Raw genomic sequence first — 16,218 nt, 5'->3', positions numbered from 1 at the left:
CACGCGATCATCTGGACGCGGCGTCTACGCCGTCACCCGGCCCCCTGACGTCCGAATGTTTAAGTAAAATGACAATGGGCTCATGCGCCAGCCCCGGATGCCGGTTAGTTCCGCTGCGTTGCAAAAAAACATCACACCGGCCGGGTCGGCCGCATGCCGCATCAGGTGCTGGCCGCCACGATCGCGGCCCAGGCCGCCTCGTCGATCACCTCGATACCGAGGTCGCCGGCCTTCTTCAGTTTGGAGCCGGCGCCCGGACCTGCGACCACCAGATCGGTCTTCGCCGAAACGGAGCCGGACACGCGCGCGCCCAGCGCCTCGGCTTGCGCCTTGGCCTCGTCGCGGCTCATCGTTTCAAGCGTGCCGGTGAACACGATGGTCTTGCCGGTGACGGGGGATTCGCGCGTTTCATGCACCAGTTCGGCCGGTGTGACCTGACCGAGCAGATCGGCGACCGCCTGCGTGTTGTGCTCTTCCGCGAAGAAATCGGCGAGCGCCAGCGCGACCTCCGGGCCGATACCGGGGGTTTCCACGATTGCCGCCAGCTCCTTGGCGGTGCGCGCCAGGAACTTGTCGTCGCTCTCGCCCAGTGCCGGCGTCAGGTCCACGCGCCGCGCCGCCATGCGCGCGATCATGTCGTGGAACACCGCCCAGGTCCGGTATCGCCGCGCAAGGTCGCGCGCGGTGATCTCACCGACATGCCGGATGCCGAGCGCGAACAGGAACCGATCGAGCGGGGGCGCGCGTTTCGCGTCGATCGCGTCGATCAGGTTCTGCGCGGAGATCTCGGCCCAGCGCTCGCGCGCCAGCAACGCCTCCTTGGTGAGCCGGTAGATGTCGGCGGGGGTATGGATCAGCCCGTCGCGGACGAAGCTCTCGACATTAGTGATGCCGAGCCCCTCGATATCGAGCGCATGGCGGGAGGCGAAATGCCGCAATCGCTCGACCCGCTGCGCCGGACAGATCAGCCCGCCCGAACAGCGGAAATCGACCTCGCCCGGCTCGCGCTCGGCGGCACTGTGGCATTCGGGACACTGCGCGGGGAAGGGCCATGCCCCCCGCGATTCATCCCGCGACAGGTTGTCGACGATCTGCGGGATGACGTCGCCGGCGCGTTGCAGCACCACGCGGTCGCCGGGCCAGACGTTGAGCCGCGCGATCTCATCGGCGTTGTGCAGCGTCGCGTTGGTGACGACGACGCCGCCGACGGTGACGGGGGTGAGCCGCGCGACCGGGGTGAGCTTGCCGGTGCGCCCGACCTGGATGTCGATCCGCTCCAGCGTGGTTTGCGCCTGTTGCGCGGGAAATTTGTGCGCGATCGCCCAACGCGGCGCCCGACCGACGAAGCCCAGCCGCTGCTGCCAATCGAGCCGATCGACCTTGTAGACCACGCCGTCGATATCAAACCGCAGGTCCGCACGCTCGGCCTCGATCCGGGCATAGGTGGCAAGCGCGTCTTCCAGTGTCCCGCCCGGCCGGAACGCCTCGGCGACGGGGAAGCCCCATGCGCGGATCGCCGCGATCACCGCGCTTTGCGTATCGCCGGGCAGGTCAGACGTCTCGCCCCAGCCCCAGGCGAAGAACCGCAGCGGCCGCTCGCGCGTGACGGCAGCATCCTTCTGGCGCAGCGACCCGGCGGCGGCGTTGCGCGGGTTGGCGAACTGGCGCGCCTCCCGGGATGTGGTTTCCGCCTCCGCCAGCAGACGCGCGTTCAATGCGGCGAAATCGTCCTTCGCCATATAAACTTCGCCGCGCACCTCGAACACGTCGGGCGCATCGTCGGGCAGCGTAGGCGGAATGTCGGCGATGGTGCGGACGTTGGCGGTAACGTCTTCGCCGATCTGGCCATCGCCACGGGTGAGCGCTCGAACGAGGCGGCGGTTCTCGTAGCGGATCGAACAGGACAGGCCGTCGATTTTGGGCTCGGCGGTGAGCGCCACCGCGTCATCGTCGGCAAGCTTGAGGTAGCGGCGCACGCGGCCGAGGAAATCGGCGACCTCTTCGGCGTTGAACGCATTGTCGAGGCTGAACATCGGCCGGGCGTGTGCGACCTTGGCGAGATGTCCGGCGGGCGCAGCTCCAACCTGTACGCTCGGCGAATCGGCACGGATCAACTGCGGGAAGGCCGCCTCGATCGCGGCGTTGCGGCGCACCAACGCGTCATAGTCGGCATCCGAAATCTCGGGGGCGTCGTCGGTATGGTACAGCTGGTTGTGGTGCGCGATCGCGGCGGCGAGCGCGGCAAGCTCGTCGGTAGCGGCGTCTTCGGTTTCGGGCAGCGGCGTCGGCATCGCGACGGGCTAGCGGAGAGCGGGGCGGTGGATCAAGCGGCGATCCTGTCTCGGCCGCAATCCCCGTGCGTTCGCGTGGATATGGTCAGTCAGGTGCGCTCGGGGTGTTGCAGATGCCCGATCCCCACCACGCCCGGAGGCAGATCAATCGTCCGCCGTCATTTCCGCCGACAGCTTGGCATCTTCGTTTACGCTGCGACGCTCGGCGGTTTTCTCGGCGCGGTTGGCCATCTCGTCCCAGGCTTTCGCGGCGCGCAGCCAGCGATCGCGGACGTTGTCCAGCTTGGCGGATGCGGCGTCGGCATGCGCCTGACGGGCACGGTCCTGGTAGAACATTACGGTGGTGTTCATCGCGCGTCTCCTTGAAAGGGGAAGGTCGAGCGGCGCCGTTTATCGACGCCGCCCGGTCCGTTTACGCTGCGCTCAGATTGACGGCGGACACCTTGCCGCGACGATCCTGCTCCAGTTCGTAATTCACGCGCTGCTCGCGGTCGAGCGTGCGCATGCCAGCGGCTTCAACCGCGCTGATGTGGACGAAGGCGTCGTTGCCGCCGTCTTCCGGCGCGATGAAACCATAGCCCTTGTCGGCGTTGAAGAATTTTACGGTGCCAATCGGCATGAGTGTACTTCCTTGAGAATCGACAGCGCTTGAAAAGCGTCGCCGCAGGGCCGGGATCAAAGGCGGGCGCGCCGTCCGGCCCTGGCCGGCGTGCCCGATGACGTGGCGCTCAGCCGATCGGCGAGCACGCGCGTACGATCGCCAGGTGGCGGTCGCACGAAACCTGAAAGGAGCAGTGAAGAAACAAGAACCGCATCCGTCGCTGTAACAAGCGGGAGCGCGGGAGGTCTCTCAGTCCCGGCGATGCTTGTGGGCGAATTCGCGGGATGCCGGTGTTGTAGCACGCGCGGTGTACGTTGTCGCCCTCTAATACTGTTGGGAGGGTGTGCGTCTCATGGTAGGGTGATCGCGATGCTGTTGCTGCTCGCCCTGTTGGCTCAGGCCGTGCCGATCGACGATGCGTCGCCGATCGGCGAGGCCGGTCCGAAGGTCGCGCCGCCACGCTGTCGCGGCGGGACCGATGCGAACGGCGAGATCATCGTGTGCGGGCGAACCGATCCCGAGCAGTTCCGGCTGCGGCCGGTGCCGGACGCGTACCATCGCAACAACGGGCCAGGGCTGGGCTTCCGCGTCGGCAGCGTCGACGGTAACGCCTATGTCGCGCAGGAGTCGACGCCGGACGGCAAGCCCGACAAGCGCATCATGGTGACGTTGAAGAAGGCGTTCTGATCGCTCGAACGCGGGCTCAGGCCGTCTCCAGCAGCCGTTCGGCCTGCGCGCGCGCCTCCGGCGTGATGGTCGCGCCGGACAGCATGCGCGCAATCTCCTCACGGCGTTCGGCATCGTCGAGCGCGCGCACACCAGTGCGGGTGACGGTGCCGTCGTGACTTTTGGCGATCAACAGGTGCTGGTGCCCGCGCGCCGCCACCTGTGGGCTGTGCGTCACCACCAGCAACTGCGTGCGGCGGGCGAGCCGTGCCAGCCGTTCACCGATCGCACTCGCCACCGCACCGCCGACGCCGCGATCGATCTCGTCGAACACCATCGTCGCGGCGGCACCTTCCTCGGCCAGCGCGACCTTCAGCGCGAGGATGAAGCGCGACAGTTCGCCGCCCGAGGCGATCTTGACCAGCGGCGCGAACGGCGCACCCGGGTTGGTCGAGATCTCGAACTCGACGCGGTCCTTGCCGCTCGGGCTCCACTGCGCGGGCGACAGCGGCGCGACGACGGTGCGGAAGCGCGCCGCGTCGAGCTTCAGCGGTGCGAGTTCCCCCTTCACCGCCGCGTCGAGCCGCGCGGCGGCAAGCGTACGCGCGGCGGTCAGCGTGGCGGCGGCATCGTCATAGGCGGCGGCGGTCTCGGCCACCGCGCGCTCCAGCGCCGCGATTCCCGCCCCGCCGCTTTCCAGCAGATCGAGCCGCGCGCCGAGCTGCTCGGTCAGGTCCGCCAGTGCATCAGGCTGGACGCGGTGCTTCCGCGCCAGCGCGCGCAAGTCGAACAGCCGCGATTCGTCCGCCTCCAATTGCGCGGGATCAAACGCCATATCGCGTGCGGCGGTGTCGATGCCGTCCTGCGCGGCGCTTGCCTCGTTGATCGCGCGGTCGATCGCCTCCAGCGCCTCGGCCAGCGCCTCATGATCCTCCGACAGCCGTTCGAGGATGCGTGCCGCCTGCCGCAGCCGCGCGAGCCCGCCGTCGGACCCATCGAGCAGATCCGCCACCGCCTGCAGGTCGCCGGCGATCTTCTCGCCGCGCTGCATGCCGGCGCGCCGGGTGGCGAGTTCCTCCTCCTCGCCGGGCTCGGCGGCGAAGCTGCGCAACTCAGCGACGGCATGTTCGAGCCATTCGCGATCGCGCTCCTGCGTGTCGAGATCGGCGCGTGCCGCCGCCAGCGCGTCTTCCGCTTCGCGGAACGCGCGGTGCGTGCGGGCAGCGGTGCCGATGTCGAGTCGCGCGAAACTGTCGAGCAACGCGCGGTGGCCAGTGGCGGCGAGCAGCCCGCGATCGTCATGCTGGCCGTGGATCTCGACCAGGTGCGTGCCGAGTTCGCGCAGCAAGGCGGCGGGGGCGGGCGAGCCGTTGACGAACGCCCGGCTGCCGCCATCGGCCTTCACCACCCGGCGCACGATTAGTGGCTCGCCCGGCTCGACGTCGAGGCCATTGTCCGCGAGCAACGCCGCGATCGGGCCGGCGGCGTGTGGCGTATCGAATACCGCGGTCACCACCGCCTGTGCGGCACCCTGGCGCACCAGGCCCGAATCACCTCGCGCGCCCAGTGCCAGCCCGAGCGAATCAAGCAGGATCGACTTGCCCGCGCCGGTTTCGCCGGTGAGGACGCCGAGCCCTTCGTGGAAATCGAGGTCGAGTGCCTCGATCAGCACCACGTCGCGAATGGATAGCGAGGTCAGCATGTCAGCCCCTACGGCCTGACGATCAGGCCTTCTTCGCAGCCGGCTTGACCGGATGTTCCTGCATCAGCTTGTACGCACGTTGATACCACGGCGTTCCCGGATAGTTCGCGCCGAGCACCGCCGCCGCCTTCTCCGCCTCTTCGCGCGTACCGAGCGCGAGATAGCATTCGGTCAGCCGCATCAGCGCCTCGGGCGTATGCGTGGTGGTCTGGTACTCGTCGATCACGGTACGGAAGCGCATCGACGCCGCCAGCCACTGGCCGCGCCGTTCGTAGAAGCGCCCGATCTCCATCTCCTTGCCGCCAAGGTGATCGCGCACCAGATCGACCTTCAGCCGCGCGTCGAGCGCGTATTTGCTGTTGGGATAGCGCCGCATCAGTTCGCCCAGCGCATCGAGCGCCTGTTGCGTGATCTTCTGGTCGCGCGTCACGTCGCTGATCTGTTCGTAATAGCCGAGCGAGATCAGGTAATAGGCATAGGGCGCATCGCGGTTGCCGGGGTGGACCGACAGGAAGCGCTGCGCCGCCTGGATCGAATTGGTATAATCATGCGCGAGATAATAGCTGAACGCGCTCATCAACTGCGCGCGGCGGGCCCAGATCGAATAGGGGTGCTGGCGCTCGACCTCGTCGAACAGCGCGGCGGCGATCTTGTACTGGCCCATATCGAGCCGCTTGCGCGCCGCCGTATACAGCGTGCCGACATCGCGCGCGACATAGGGAATATCCGCGTTCGCCTTGCCGCGACCGGCACAGCCGGCGACAGGAAGCGCCGAGGCGGCAATGAGCGCAAGCGCGATCGAGCGAGACAGTGGGATACGCATCGCGTGCACCCTTAGCCGAACGCCGGACGCGCTAACAATCCCCCTCGAAAAAAGCCGTATCCGCGCCGCGTTTCGGCCACGGATCGGATAGCGGCGGCCGTGCGTTGCCGCTAGGACAACCCCGAAACGAATATGGGACATCCGATGACGGCGACTCTTCTGGCAACCAAGCGCGTCGAAAAGCCCTGGGGCAGGCACGACCTGTGGCCCGGCTTTCCCGATCCGGCACCGGATTCACCGCCAATCGGTGAGGTCTGGTTCCAGACGCCCCATGCCGGTGAGCCCGAACTGCTCATCAAATATCTGTTCACCAGCGACCGGCTGTCGGTGCAGGTCCATCCCGACGATGCCGAGGCGCGCGCGGCAGGCTATCCGCGCGGCAAGGACGAGGCGTGGCTGATCCTCGCGGCCGAGCCGGATGCGACGATCGCGCTCGGCACGCTAGAACCGATGACCAAGGACGAGCTGCGCGCGGCGTCGCTCGACGGGTCGATCGAGCACAAGCTCGACTGGAAACCGGTAAAGGCGGGCGAGTTCTATTATTCGCAGGCCGGAACCGTCCACGCGATCGGCAAGGGGCTGACGGTGATCGAGCTTCAGCAGAACGTCGATCTCACCTATCGCCTGTACGATTACGGCAGCGACCGCGAACTGCACCTCGATGCCGGCGTCGCCGCGTCGAACCCGGTACCGTTTGTCCCGCTACCCACGCCTGCGCCCGATTCGGTGTCCGCGGGCAAGGACCGCACGATCCTCGCCGAAGGGCCGAAGTTCGTGATCGAACGGTTCGGCGGCGGCGCGCGCGACATCACGCTGCCGGAGGGGGTGATGGCGTGGCTGGTGCCTGTCACCGGTTCGGGCGTGGCGGACGGCGTGGCGTGGAAAGCCGGCGAATGCGTGACGCTAACCGGTGCGTGCCATGTCGTCGCGGAAGCCGGTGCCGACGTGTTGCTGACCTATCCCGGCGACAAGCGGATCTGAGCTAGGGTGCGCTCCGGCAGCGCACCCTTAACCTTCGGGCGCTAGGGCAGGCGGCATGCTCCGCGTCCTGACCCTCGCCACGCTGTTTCCGCACGCCGCCGCGCCGAACCTCGGCGTGTTCGTCGAACGGCAGACACTTGGGCTTGCCGCGCACCCCGCCGTCGATCTGCGGGTGGTTGCGCCGGTCGGGCTCCCGCCCTGGCCGCTGTCGCGACACGGCCACTACGCGCCGCTCGCCGCGCTGCGGGCGCGGGAAACGTGGAAAGGGCTGGACGTGCGCCGCCCGCGCTTCACCACCGTGCCGGGCACGCGCGGTCGCTTCCACGCCGCAGCGTTGACGCGGGCGCTGGTGCCGGTGCTGACCGACCTCCGCCGCGATTTCGCGTTCGACGTGATCGACGCGGAGTTCTTCTTCCCCGACGGTCCGGCGGCGGTTGCGCTCGGTAAGCATTTCGGTGTGCCGGTGTCGATCAAGGCGCGCGGCGCGGACATTCACCATTGGGGCACCGCGCCCGCCACCGCCCGGCAGGTGATCGCGGCGGGACAGTCGGCGGACGGGCTGCTCGCGGTATCGCAGGCGATACGGGGCGACATGGCGGCGATCGGCATCCCCCAATCGAAAATTCGCGTCCATCACACCGGCGTCGATCTCGATCGCTTCGCACCGCGCGAGCGTGCATCGGCAAAGGTCCCCTATGGCGTGACCGGGCCGCTGGTGGTCTCCGTCGGCGCGCTGATCCCGCGTAAAGGGCATGACGTGGTGATCGACGCGGTCGCTGCGCTGCCCGGCGTCGCGCTGCTGATCGCCGGGTCGGGTGGAGCGCGGGGCATGCTGGAGGCGCAAATCGCCGCTCGTGGCGTAGGCGATCGGGTGCGGTTGCTCGGGCCGATCCCGCATTGTGATCTCCCGGCGCTGGTCGCGGCCGGGGACGTGATGGCGCTCGCCTCCTCGTCCGAAGGGCTCGCCAATGCCTGGGTCGAGGCGCTCGCCTGCGGAACCCCGGTCGTCATCACCGATGCCGGCGGCGCGGGCGAGGTGGTGACCGAACCCGGCTACGGGCGCGTTGTCGGGCGCGACGCGGCGGCGTTTGCAAGCGCGATCGCCGACGTGCTCGCCGCCAAGACCCCACCCGCCGCGGTGCGCAAGGGCGCGGAGCGTTTCACCTGGGGTGCGAACACCGAGGCGCTGTACGCGCACCTGCACGCGATCGCCCGCCACTAAACAGGCGGCCGCTGGAACGACTCCGCGCGCCGAGAATTGAATCGGTTTCGTAATGAAGGAACCGGCACATGGCGGCACGCGCATATTGGCAGGGGCAGATCCGCCTCGCGCTCGTCTCGATTCCCGTGGAGATCTACAGCGCCACCAAATCGGGCGCGCAGATCAGTTTCAAGCAGATTCACGAGCCGACCGGCAAGCCGATCCATTACGAGAAGGTCGTCACCGGCGTCGGTCCGGTCGACACCGACGAGATCATGAAGGGTTTCGAGTTCGAGAAGGGCAATTACGTCCTGCTCGAACAGGATGAGATCGACGCGGTGAAGCTCGAATCGAAGAAGACGCTGGAGCTGACGCAGTTCGTCGATGCCGACGAGATCGACGTGCTCTACTACGAAAAGCCGTATTTCGTGGTCCCCGCCGACGATCTTGCCGAGGAAGCGTTCATCGTGCTGCGCGAGGCGCTCAGGCGCGCGAAGAAGGTCGGTTTGGGGCAACTCGCCATGCGCGGCCGCGAATATGTCGTCAGCCTCAAACCCTGCGGGCGCGGCATGGTGCTGGAGACGTTGCGTTATGCCGACGAAGTCCACAAGGCGCAGGGGTATTTCCGCGACATTCCGGAAAGCAAGCCGGACGACGATCTGCTCGATCTGGCCGAGACGCTGATCTCGAAGAAGTCGGGGCCGTTCCACCCGCAGGAGTTCCACGATCGTTACGTCGATGCGTTGAAGCAACTGGTCGAGCGCAAACGCAAGGCCAAAGGCGGCAAGGTGGTCGAGGAGGCCGAGGGCGACGCGCCGAAGAAGGGTGGATCGAACGTGGTCGACCTGATGGCGGCACTGAAGAAATCGGTCGAGAGCCGTAGCGGCGCGGCTGCGGACGAGAAAGCTCCGGCCAAAAAGGCGCCGGCGCGTAAACCGGCGGCGAAAAAGCGCGCTTGAGGCGAAGTGGCATGGCGACCCCCGATCCGCTCGAACGCTACAACGCCAAGCGCGACTTCGCGAAGACCGCCGAGCCCGCCGGTACGCTCGCCCCCGGCCACGGCAATCGCTTCATGGTGCAGAAGCACGACGCCTCGCGCCTGCACTGGGATTTCCGCATCGAGGTCGACGGCGTGCTGAAAAGCTGGGCGGTCACGCGCGGCCCGAGCCTCGATCCCAATGAGAAGCGGCTGGCGGTGCGGACCGAGGACCACCCGCTGTCCTACGCCGATTTCGAGGGGACGATCCCCAAGGGCGAATATGGCGGCGGCACGGTGATGCTGTGGGACGACGGCACCTGGGCGCCGGTCGCGGGAAAATCCGCCAAGGACATCGAGCACGGCCACCTCCATTTCGTCCTGAATGGCGAGCGCATGAAGGGCGAGTGGCTGCTGATCCGCCTCAAGCCGCGCGGCAAGGAAAAGGCCGAGAACTGGCTGCTCCGCAAGATCGACGATGCGGCGGCGGGCGCGACCGATGCGCTGGTCGAAACCGCGCTGACCAGCGTGAAGACCGGCCGCACGATGGCGGAGATCGCCGAGGGCGCCGAACCGCACCGTCCAGCCGCAAGCCCGTCGAAGCGCGCCAAACCCTCGCGCACCAAAGCCGCGAGCGGGGCGGCCAAGGCCCGGCGCACCGGCAAGGCGCCCGATTTCCGCGCGCCGCAGCTATGCACGCTGATAGATGCGGTCCCGACCGGTTCGGGCTGGCTGCATGAGGTGAAATACGACGGCTACCGCGCACTTGTCGCCATCGCCAACGGCAAGGCGAAGGTGTTCACCCGCAGCGGCCTCGACTGGAGCGACAAATTCCCCGGCATCGCCGAGGCGGCGGCGACGCTCGACGTGGCCGACGCTCTGATCGACGGCGAGATCGTCGCGTTCAAGGACGGTCGCCCGGATTTCTCCACCCTGAAGGATGCGATCTCGGCTGGCGGCGAAATGACGTTCTTCGCGTTTGACCTGCTCGAGCTCGACGGCGAGGATACCGCGAGTCTTAGCAATATCGATCGGAAGGAACGGCTCCGGCCATTGGTTACCGGCGTCGACGCGCGGCTGCAATATTCCGAACACATCATCGGCAGCGGTGAGCAACTGTTCGAGACGATGTGCCGCGAAGGCTATGAAGGCGTCGTCTCCAAGCGCGCGGATGCGCCCTATCGCGGCAAGCGCACCACCGACTGGCTCAAGATCAAATGCATCCGTCGGCAGGAGTTCGTCATCGTCGGCTGGTTGCCATCCGACAAGGGGCGCGGATTTCGCTCGCTGCTGCTCGGGCTGCATGGCCCGGACGGGCTGATCTATGCGGGGAAGGTCGGCACCGGCTTCAACGCCGCGTTGATCGACGATCTGTCGGGCAAACTGGCGAAGCTGGAGCGCAAGACCGCCACCGTCACCGCGCCGCGGGCGATGGTGCGCGGCGCCCATTGGGTGACGCCCAAACTCGTCGCCGAGGTGGCGTTCGCCGAGACGACGCCTGACGGGGTGCTGCGCCATTCGAGCTTCATCGGCCTGCGCGAAGACAAGGCGGCGGCCGAGGTCGTGGCCGAGGTGCCCGTCCATGTCGATCCGCCCTCCGCGAAGGGCAGGAAGGCAAAGGCGGCGGCTGTCACCCCCGCAATTCACGTCACCGTCAGCAGCCGGGAGCGGCTGATCTTCCCGGAATCGGACGTCACCAAAGGCGATCTCGCCGATTATTACGCGCAGGTATCCGCGATCATGCTGCCATGGGCGGGAAATCGCCCGATCAGCCTGGTGCGCTGCCCGCAGGGGCGCGGCAAGGCGTGTTTCTTCCAGAAGCATGATGCCGGCAGCTTCGGCGATCAGGTTCATCAGGTGCCGATCCCCGAAAACGATGGTTCGACCGAAAACTACCTCTATGTCGACGATGCCGATGGCCTCGTCGCCTGCGTACAGATGGGAACGATCGAGTTCCACGGCTGGGGATCGTCGGTCGCCACGCTGGAGCAGCCCGACCGCATGGTGTTCGATCTCGACCCGGACGAGGATCTCGGCTTCGAGATCGTGCGCAAAGCGGCGGAGGACTTGAAAGAGCATCTCGCCGAGATCGGCCTCGTCAGCTTCGCGATGCTGTCGGGTGGCAAGGGCGTGCACGTCGTCGTGCCGCTTACCCCGCAGGCGGAGTGGCCAGCGGTGAAGGACTTCGCCGACCGCTTCTCGCGTGCGCTTGCCGCCAACGAGCCGGAGCGGTTCGTCGCCACCATGTCCAAGGCGAAGCGCAAGGGCCGTATCTTCATCGACTGGCTGCGCAACCAGCGCGGTGCGACGGCGGTGTTGCCCTATGTGGCGCGCGCCCGCGCCGGGGCGCCGGTGGCGGCACCGGTGAGCTGGGCGGAATTGCGCGACATTACCCATGCGAACCAGTGGGGCGTGCGCGACGCGGCTGCGCTGATCGAGCGCGCCGGCAGCCGCGCGCTCGCCGGCTGGGGCGTGGTGGATCAGGTGCTGCCCGATCTGTGAAGGGCGGTTGCACGCGCTGCGGCTTTGTGGGACGCGACGGGCGGGCTATGATGCGTTGGTGACACCTGCGCACTGCAAAAGGGGCTGACCTGACGTGCCGACGCTGACCGCGACGAGCCTGCTTGATCCGTCCGTTCACGCGCGGCGCTGGATCGCGGACTATTGCACCAAGGGTCGCGCCGGCGACGTGCTGTGCGACGCGTCCGACAGCGCCGCGTGGGCGGCGATGCTGGAGGAGATCGTCACCGTTGGCGGCGACGATCTGGAGGGTGCGCGCGAACGCGTGCAGCACCATGCCGAGGATATCGGCACGGGCTTCCGCATCGCCGGAGAATCCGAGGAACGGCCGTGGCCGTTGTCGCCGGTGCCGTTGCTGATCGAGGGTGCGGAATGGGCGCAGATCGCCACCGGTATCGTCCAGCGTGCGGACCTGCTCGAACACGTCGTCGCCGATCTCTATGGCGAGGCCAAGCTGGTTGAAAAGGGGTTGATCCCGGCGGCACTCGTCACCGGCAGCCCGCATTTCCTGCGGCCGATGGTTGGGCTGGAACCAACCGGCGACCACCATCTGTATTTCGTCGCGTTCGATCTCGGGCGCGGGCCGACCGGCGAGTGGCGCGTGCTGGCCGATCATCTGCGCGCGCCCGCCGGTGCCGGCTATGCGCTGGAGAACCGGCTGGCGATCAGCCGTGCGTTCGGCGGGTTGCAGACGCGACTGAACATCGAGCGCCACGCGCCATTCTTCGCCGCGTTCCGAGACGGCCTCGCCGCCGCCTGCCGCCGGACCGAGCCGCGCATCGGCCTGCTTACGCCCGGCCGCTACAGCATCTCCTACGCGGAACAGGCGCATCTCGCGCGTTACCTCGGCTTCCTGTTCGTCGAGGGTGCCGATCTCGCCGCGCTGGAGGACAAGCTGTACGTCCGCACGATCGGCGGACTGAAGCGCATTGATGCTTTGTGGCACCGCATCGACCCGCGCCTGCTCGATCCGCTCGCGTTCGATGCGCATTCGCAGATCGGCGTGCCGGGCCTGATCGACGTGATGGCCGCGGGCAATACGCTGGTCGCCAACGCGCCGGGCGTCGGCGTGCCTGAATCCGCGGCGTTCGCGGCGTTCCTGCCGCGCATCTGCGCGCGTGAGACCGGTCGCGACCTCCTCCTGCCCAACATTGCGACGTGGTGGTGTGGGCAGGACCGCGCGCGCGCCACCGTGATCGAGGATTTCGACAACCTGCTGATCGGCCCCGCGTTCGGGGTGCAGCCGCAGGGCATGGATGGGCTGCGGCCGTTGCCGGGTGCCGAGATCACCGGGCAGGCCCGCGCGCGCCTGCTCGCCGATATGGCGCTGCGCCCGCAGGATTATGTCGGGCAGGAGATCGTGCGGCTGTCGACCATGCCCGTCGTTACCGAGGCCGGGCTCGTCCCGCGCCCGTTCACGCTCCGCGTGTTCGCGGCGCGCGGGGCGGACGGCCAGTGGACGGTGATGCCCGGAGGCTTCGCGCGGATCGGTGCGGAGCCGGACGTGCGCGCGACGGTAATGGGCGAGGGCACCTGGTCCGCCGATGTCGCGATCCACGGATCGGACCCGGTCGATGCGGTGTCGCTGCTGCCGCCCGCCGACACCGTGCACATCCGCCGCAACCCCGGTACGCTGCCGAGCCGGGTGGCGGACAATTTCTTCTGGCTGGGTCGCTATCTCGAACGCGGCGAGGCGTTGCTCAACATCATCCGCGTGATGCTCGGCAATTCGATCGACGCGGATGCCGGCGGTGCCTTGGGCGTGGAGACGATCCGGCGACTGGTCGCGCTGGTGGTGAACGGCGGTGCCGCTAGCAAACCCGCCAGCCTTAAGCGCGCCGACCTCATCCAGTTCGCCCGCACCGCGCTGGAAAGCGAGGACACGCACAGCGTCCGCGCCATCAACCGCTCGGCGCGCGGCATCGGCAAGGGCTCGCGCGACCGGCTCGCGGCGGATTTCGTGCGGCTGCTCGATGCACCCTATCCGACGCGCGGCGGGATGCTCGATCGCACCGGCTCGCTGCAACGCCGCTACGCCGCGCTTGCCGGTCTGTCGGCGGAGCATATGGGGCGGACGGCGGCGTGGCGGTTCCACGATCTCGGCCGCCGGATCGAACGCGCGCTGACGATGGCGCGCGCGGTGCCCGCGTTCGGCATGACCGGCACCGGCGTCGACGATCTGTCGACGTTGCTCGACCTTGCCGACAGCCAGATTAGCTATCGCCAGCGCTACCTGACCGGCATCGCCCGCGTGCCGGTGGTCGATCTCGTCGCGCTCGATCCCGGCAACCCGCGCAGCCTCGCTTATCAGATCGAGCGCATCGTCGAGCATCTCGGCGCGCTGCCGGTGCTCGGCGACGACGGCATGGCGGAGGACCAACAGGCGCAGGCGAACGCGCTGCTCGCCGCCGTGCTGACCGCCAGCGCCGCGCAACTGAGCGAACCGGCGCTCAAGAAGATCGAGCAGCAACTCTACGCGCTGTCTGACGCGATCGCGCGCCGCTATTTCCTGCAAGGCGCCGAACCGCTCCGCGCCGCCGGCATGACGCTTGCCTGATATGATCTACGACATCCGCCACATCACGCGCTTCGACTATCAGGGTCAGGCCAAGTTCGCGCGCTGCAACCTGCGGCTGAAGCCGGTGGCCTGGCCGGGACAGGAACTGCTCGAGTATCGGCTGGTGATCTCGCCCTCGGGCCGCACTTATCCGACCCGCGCCGAGGGCGGGCTTGCCAATGTCATGCGGCTGGTGGTCGAGGAACCGGTCAAGTTCCTGTCGATCGACAGTATCTCGCGTATCGCGGTCGATCGGCCCGCACCGGTACCCGCCGCCGACGATCCCACGCTGGCCGAAGTCGCGCAGGCCGCACGCGCCAGCCGCGACGTCTCGCCAGTAGGGCCAGCTGCCTATCTGTTCCCGTCCCCGCGCATCCCGCTCGACCGCGATATCGGCGACTATTGCGCGCTCGATCTCCAGCCGGATCGCGGCGCGCTTGAGGCGGGCATGGCGCTGTGCCAGCGCATCCGCCGCGAGTTCAAATTCGACTCCGATGCGACGCTGATCGACACGTCACCGCACGAGGCCTTCGTCCAGCGCGCCGGCGTGTGTCAGGATCTCGCGCAGATCATGATTACCGGCCTGCGCACCGCCGGTCTGCCCGCCGCTTATGCCTCCGGCTATATCCGCACCATCCCGCCGCCCGGCAAGAAACGGCTGGTCGGTGCCGATGCCACGCACGCCTGGGTGCTGCTATGGTGTGGTGCGCGGATCGGCTGGGTCGGGCTCGATCCCACCAACGGCATCTGGATGGCGAACGACCATATCATCACGGCGGTCGGCCGTGATTACGGCGACATTGCGCCGATCGACGGCATCGTGCTGGGAGCGGGCGCGCAAAAGCTCGACGTCAGCGTCGACGTCGCGCCGGAGATGGAAGCGGCGGCGTAACGCGACAATTGCGTTCGGCGCGCCGACGCACCAAATGGACGCAAAGTTTTCACATCGGGGAATATCGTGGCCGATCCATACAAGACGCTCGGCGTGGCGCGAGACGCCGGCGAGGCCGACATCAAGAAGGCCTATCGCAAACTCGCGAAGGAACTCCATCCCGACCGCAACAAGGACAATCCCAAGGCGTCCGAGCGGTTCAGCCAGGTGACGCAGGCGTACGACCTGCTCAACGACAAGGACAAGCGCGCGCGCTTCGATCGCGGCGAGATCGACGGGGACGGTAACCCGTCCGCGCCGTTCGGTTTTGGCGGCGGCGGTGGCGTGCATCCCGGCGGCGGCTTCCGCCCGTCCGAGGGCGGGTTCGAGTTCGGCGGCGACCCGAGCGACCTCTTCGAGGGGTTGTTCGGCGGGCGCGGCGGCGGTGGCGGTGGCTTCGCCAGCGGTTTTGGCGGGTTCGGGCGCCGGCCGCAGCCGAAGGGGCCGAACGTCGTCTACGAACTGAAGGTCCCGTTCGTCGATGCCGCGACGCTCACGCCGCAGCGCGTGACGCTTGGCGACGGCAAGACGATCGACCTCAAACTGCCCGCCAACCTTGAGGACGGCACGCAGATGCGGCTCGCCGGCAAGGGGCAGGTCGGCCCGGGCGGGGCAGGCGACGGCATCGTCAAGATCGAGATCCAGCCGCATCGCTTCTTTACACGCGACGGGGACAATGTGCGGCTCGACCTGCCGGTCAGCCTGTCCGAGGCGGTGCTGGGCGCGGCCGTGCGCGTGCCGACGGTGGAGGGCGAGGTGATGCTGACGGTGCCGAAGGGATCGACCTCCGGCAAGACGTTGCGGCTGCGCGGGCGCGGCTTCCACAAGGCGGACGGCAGCGGGCGCGGCGACCAGCTCGTCACGCTGATGGTCGACCTGCCGGTCGGCGACGATGCACTCGTCGCCTTCGTCGAGGGTTGGAAAGACCAGGACAAGAGGAACCCGCGCGCCAATCTGGGCGTCTAAGGA

13 protein-coding genes are annotated in these 16,218 nt (G+C 67.8%); 8 read left to right on the top strand and 5 right to left on the bottom strand.

Features of this window, described 5'->3' with window-relative positions; all coding sequences use genetic code 11:
* Positions 1–161: 161 nt before the first annotated feature.
* The 3 genes from ligA to OXR00_RS07990 form a co-directional block, all read right to left on the bottom strand.
* Positions 162–2,291: an NAD-dependent DNA ligase LigA gene (gene ligA, locus OXR00_RS08000; protein ID WP_267387682.1), complete on the bottom strand. Its 2,130-nt coding sequence runs from the start codon at positions 2,289–2,291 to the stop codon at positions 162–164.
* Positions 2,292–2,435: 144 nt separating this feature from the next.
* Positions 2,436–2,642, bottom strand: coding sequence for a hypothetical protein (locus OXR00_RS07995; RefSeq protein ID WP_242147601.1), 207 nt, complete (start codon positions 2,640–2,642; stop codon positions 2,436–2,438).
* A gap of 61 nt (positions 2,643–2,703) precedes the next feature.
* A complete protein-coding gene (locus OXR00_RS07990) occupies positions 2,704–2,910 on the bottom strand; it encodes a cold-shock protein (RefSeq protein WP_242147599.1) in 207 nt (68 codons plus the stop codon).
* Positions 2,911–3,261: 351 nt separating this feature from the next.
* Between OXR00_RS07990 and OXR00_RS07985 the strand changes: the two genes are divergently transcribed.
* Complete coding sequence (locus OXR00_RS07985) at positions 3,262–3,579, top strand: hypothetical protein (protein WP_267387679.1); 318 nt, start codon at positions 3,262–3,264, stop codon at positions 3,577–3,579.
* A 16-nt stretch (positions 3,580–3,595) separates the two neighbouring features.
* Here the strand turns inward: OXR00_RS07985 and recN are convergent, their stop codons facing one another.
* Positions 3,596–5,260, bottom strand: coding sequence for a DNA repair protein RecN (gene recN, locus OXR00_RS07980; protein ID WP_267387677.1), 1,665 nt, complete (start codon positions 5,258–5,260; stop codon positions 3,596–3,598).
* A gap of 22 nt (positions 5,261–5,282) precedes the next feature.
* Positions 5,283–6,083 carry an outer membrane protein assembly factor BamD gene (locus tag OXR00_RS07975; RefSeq protein ID WP_242147593.1) on the bottom strand — a complete coding sequence of 267 codons (801 nt, stop codon included), beginning with the start codon at positions 6,081–6,083 and terminating at the stop codon, positions 5,283–5,285.
* Between the two features lie 144 nt (positions 6,084–6,227).
* On the opposite strand from OXR00_RS07975, the gene OXR00_RS07970 reads away from it, so the two are divergent.
* From OXR00_RS07970 to OXR00_RS07940, 7 genes are all read left to right on the top strand, one after another.
* The gene (locus tag OXR00_RS07970) at positions 6,228–7,064 is read left to right on the top strand and encodes a class I mannose-6-phosphate isomerase (protein WP_267387675.1); all 837 of its coding nucleotides are present in this window, start codon (positions 6,228–6,230) and stop codon (positions 7,062–7,064) included.
* Between the two features lie 55 nt (positions 7,065–7,119).
* The gene (locus OXR00_RS07965) at positions 7,120–8,286 is read left to right on the top strand and encodes a glycosyltransferase (protein WP_267387673.1); all 1,167 of its coding nucleotides are present in this window, start codon (positions 7,120–7,122) and stop codon (positions 8,284–8,286) included.
* 68 nt (positions 8,287–8,354) lie between these two features.
* Positions 8,355–9,224, top strand: coding sequence for a Ku protein (locus tag OXR00_RS07960; RefSeq protein ID WP_242147587.1), 870 nt, complete (start codon positions 8,355–8,357; stop codon positions 9,222–9,224).
* A gap of 11 nt (positions 9,225–9,235) precedes the next feature.
* Complete coding sequence (ligD, locus tag OXR00_RS07955) at positions 9,236–11,743, top strand: DNA ligase D (RefSeq protein WP_267387671.1); 2,508 nt, start codon at positions 9,236–9,238, stop codon at positions 11,741–11,743.
* Positions 11,744–11,837: 94 nt separating this feature from the next.
* A complete protein-coding gene (locus OXR00_RS07950) occupies positions 11,838–14,318 on the top strand; it encodes a circularly permuted type 2 ATP-grasp protein (protein WP_267387669.1) in 2,481 nt (826 codons plus the stop codon).
* Between the two features lies 1 nt (position 14,319).
* Complete coding sequence (locus OXR00_RS07945; protein WP_267387914.1) at positions 14,320–15,210, top strand: transglutaminase family protein; 891 nt, start codon at positions 14,320–14,322, stop codon at positions 15,208–15,210.
* A gap of 66 nt (positions 15,211–15,276) precedes the next feature.
* Positions 15,277–16,215, top strand: coding sequence for a DnaJ C-terminal domain-containing protein (locus OXR00_RS07940; RefSeq protein ID WP_267387667.1), 939 nt, complete (start codon positions 15,277–15,279; stop codon positions 16,213–16,215).
* Positions 16,216–16,218 lie beyond the last annotated feature (3 nt).

Origin of the sequence: Sphingomonas sp. GC_Shp_3, assembly GCF_026540945.1 — a bacterium.
GTDB lineage: Bacteria > Pseudomonadota > Alphaproteobacteria > Sphingomonadales > Sphingomonadaceae > Sphingomonas.
Note: the sequence above shows the minus strand (reverse complement) of the source record. Positions and strands in the feature narration are given on the sequence as shown.

Excerpts from the sequence above, each read along its gene's own strand:
- OXR00_RS07965 (WP_267387673.1), top strand. The coding sequence starts at position 7,120 with ATGCTCCGCGTCCTGACCCTCGCCACGCTGTTTCCGCACGCCGCCGCG.
- OXR00_RS07970 (WP_267387675.1), top strand. The coding sequence starts at position 6,228 with ATGACGGCGACTCTTCTGGCAACCAAGCGCGTCGAAAAGCCCTGGGGC.
- OXR00_RS07945 (WP_267387914.1), top strand. The coding sequence starts at position 14,320 with ATGATCTACGACATCCGCCACATCACGCGCTTCGACTATCAGGGTCAG.
- OXR00_RS07960 (WP_242147587.1), top strand. The coding sequence starts at position 8,355 with ATGGCGGCACGCGCATATTGGCAGGGGCAGATCCGCCTCGCGCTCGTC.
- OXR00_RS07975 (WP_242147593.1), bottom strand. The coding sequence starts at position 6,083 with ATGCGTATCCCACTGTCTCGCTCGATCGCGCTTGCGCTCATTGCCGCC.
- OXR00_RS07995 (WP_242147601.1), bottom strand. The coding sequence starts at position 2,642 with ATGAACACCACCGTAATGTTCTACCAGGACCGTGCCCGTCAGGCGCAT.
- ligD (WP_267387671.1), top strand. The coding sequence starts at position 9,236 with ATGGCGACCCCCGATCCGCTCGAACGCTACAACGCCAAGCGCGACTTC.
- recN (WP_267387677.1), bottom strand. The coding sequence starts at position 5,260 with ATGCTGACCTCGCTATCCATTCGCGACGTGGTGCTGATCGAGGCACTC.
- ligA (WP_267387682.1), bottom strand. The coding sequence starts at position 2,291 with ATGCCGACGCCGCTGCCCGAAACCGAAGACGCCGCTACCGACGAGCTT.
- OXR00_RS07990 (WP_242147599.1), bottom strand. The coding sequence starts at position 2,910 with ATGCCGATTGGCACCGTAAAATTCTTCAACGCCGACAAGGGCTATGGT.
- OXR00_RS07985 (WP_267387679.1), top strand. The coding sequence starts at position 3,262 with ATGCTGTTGCTGCTCGCCCTGTTGGCTCAGGCCGTGCCGATCGACGAT.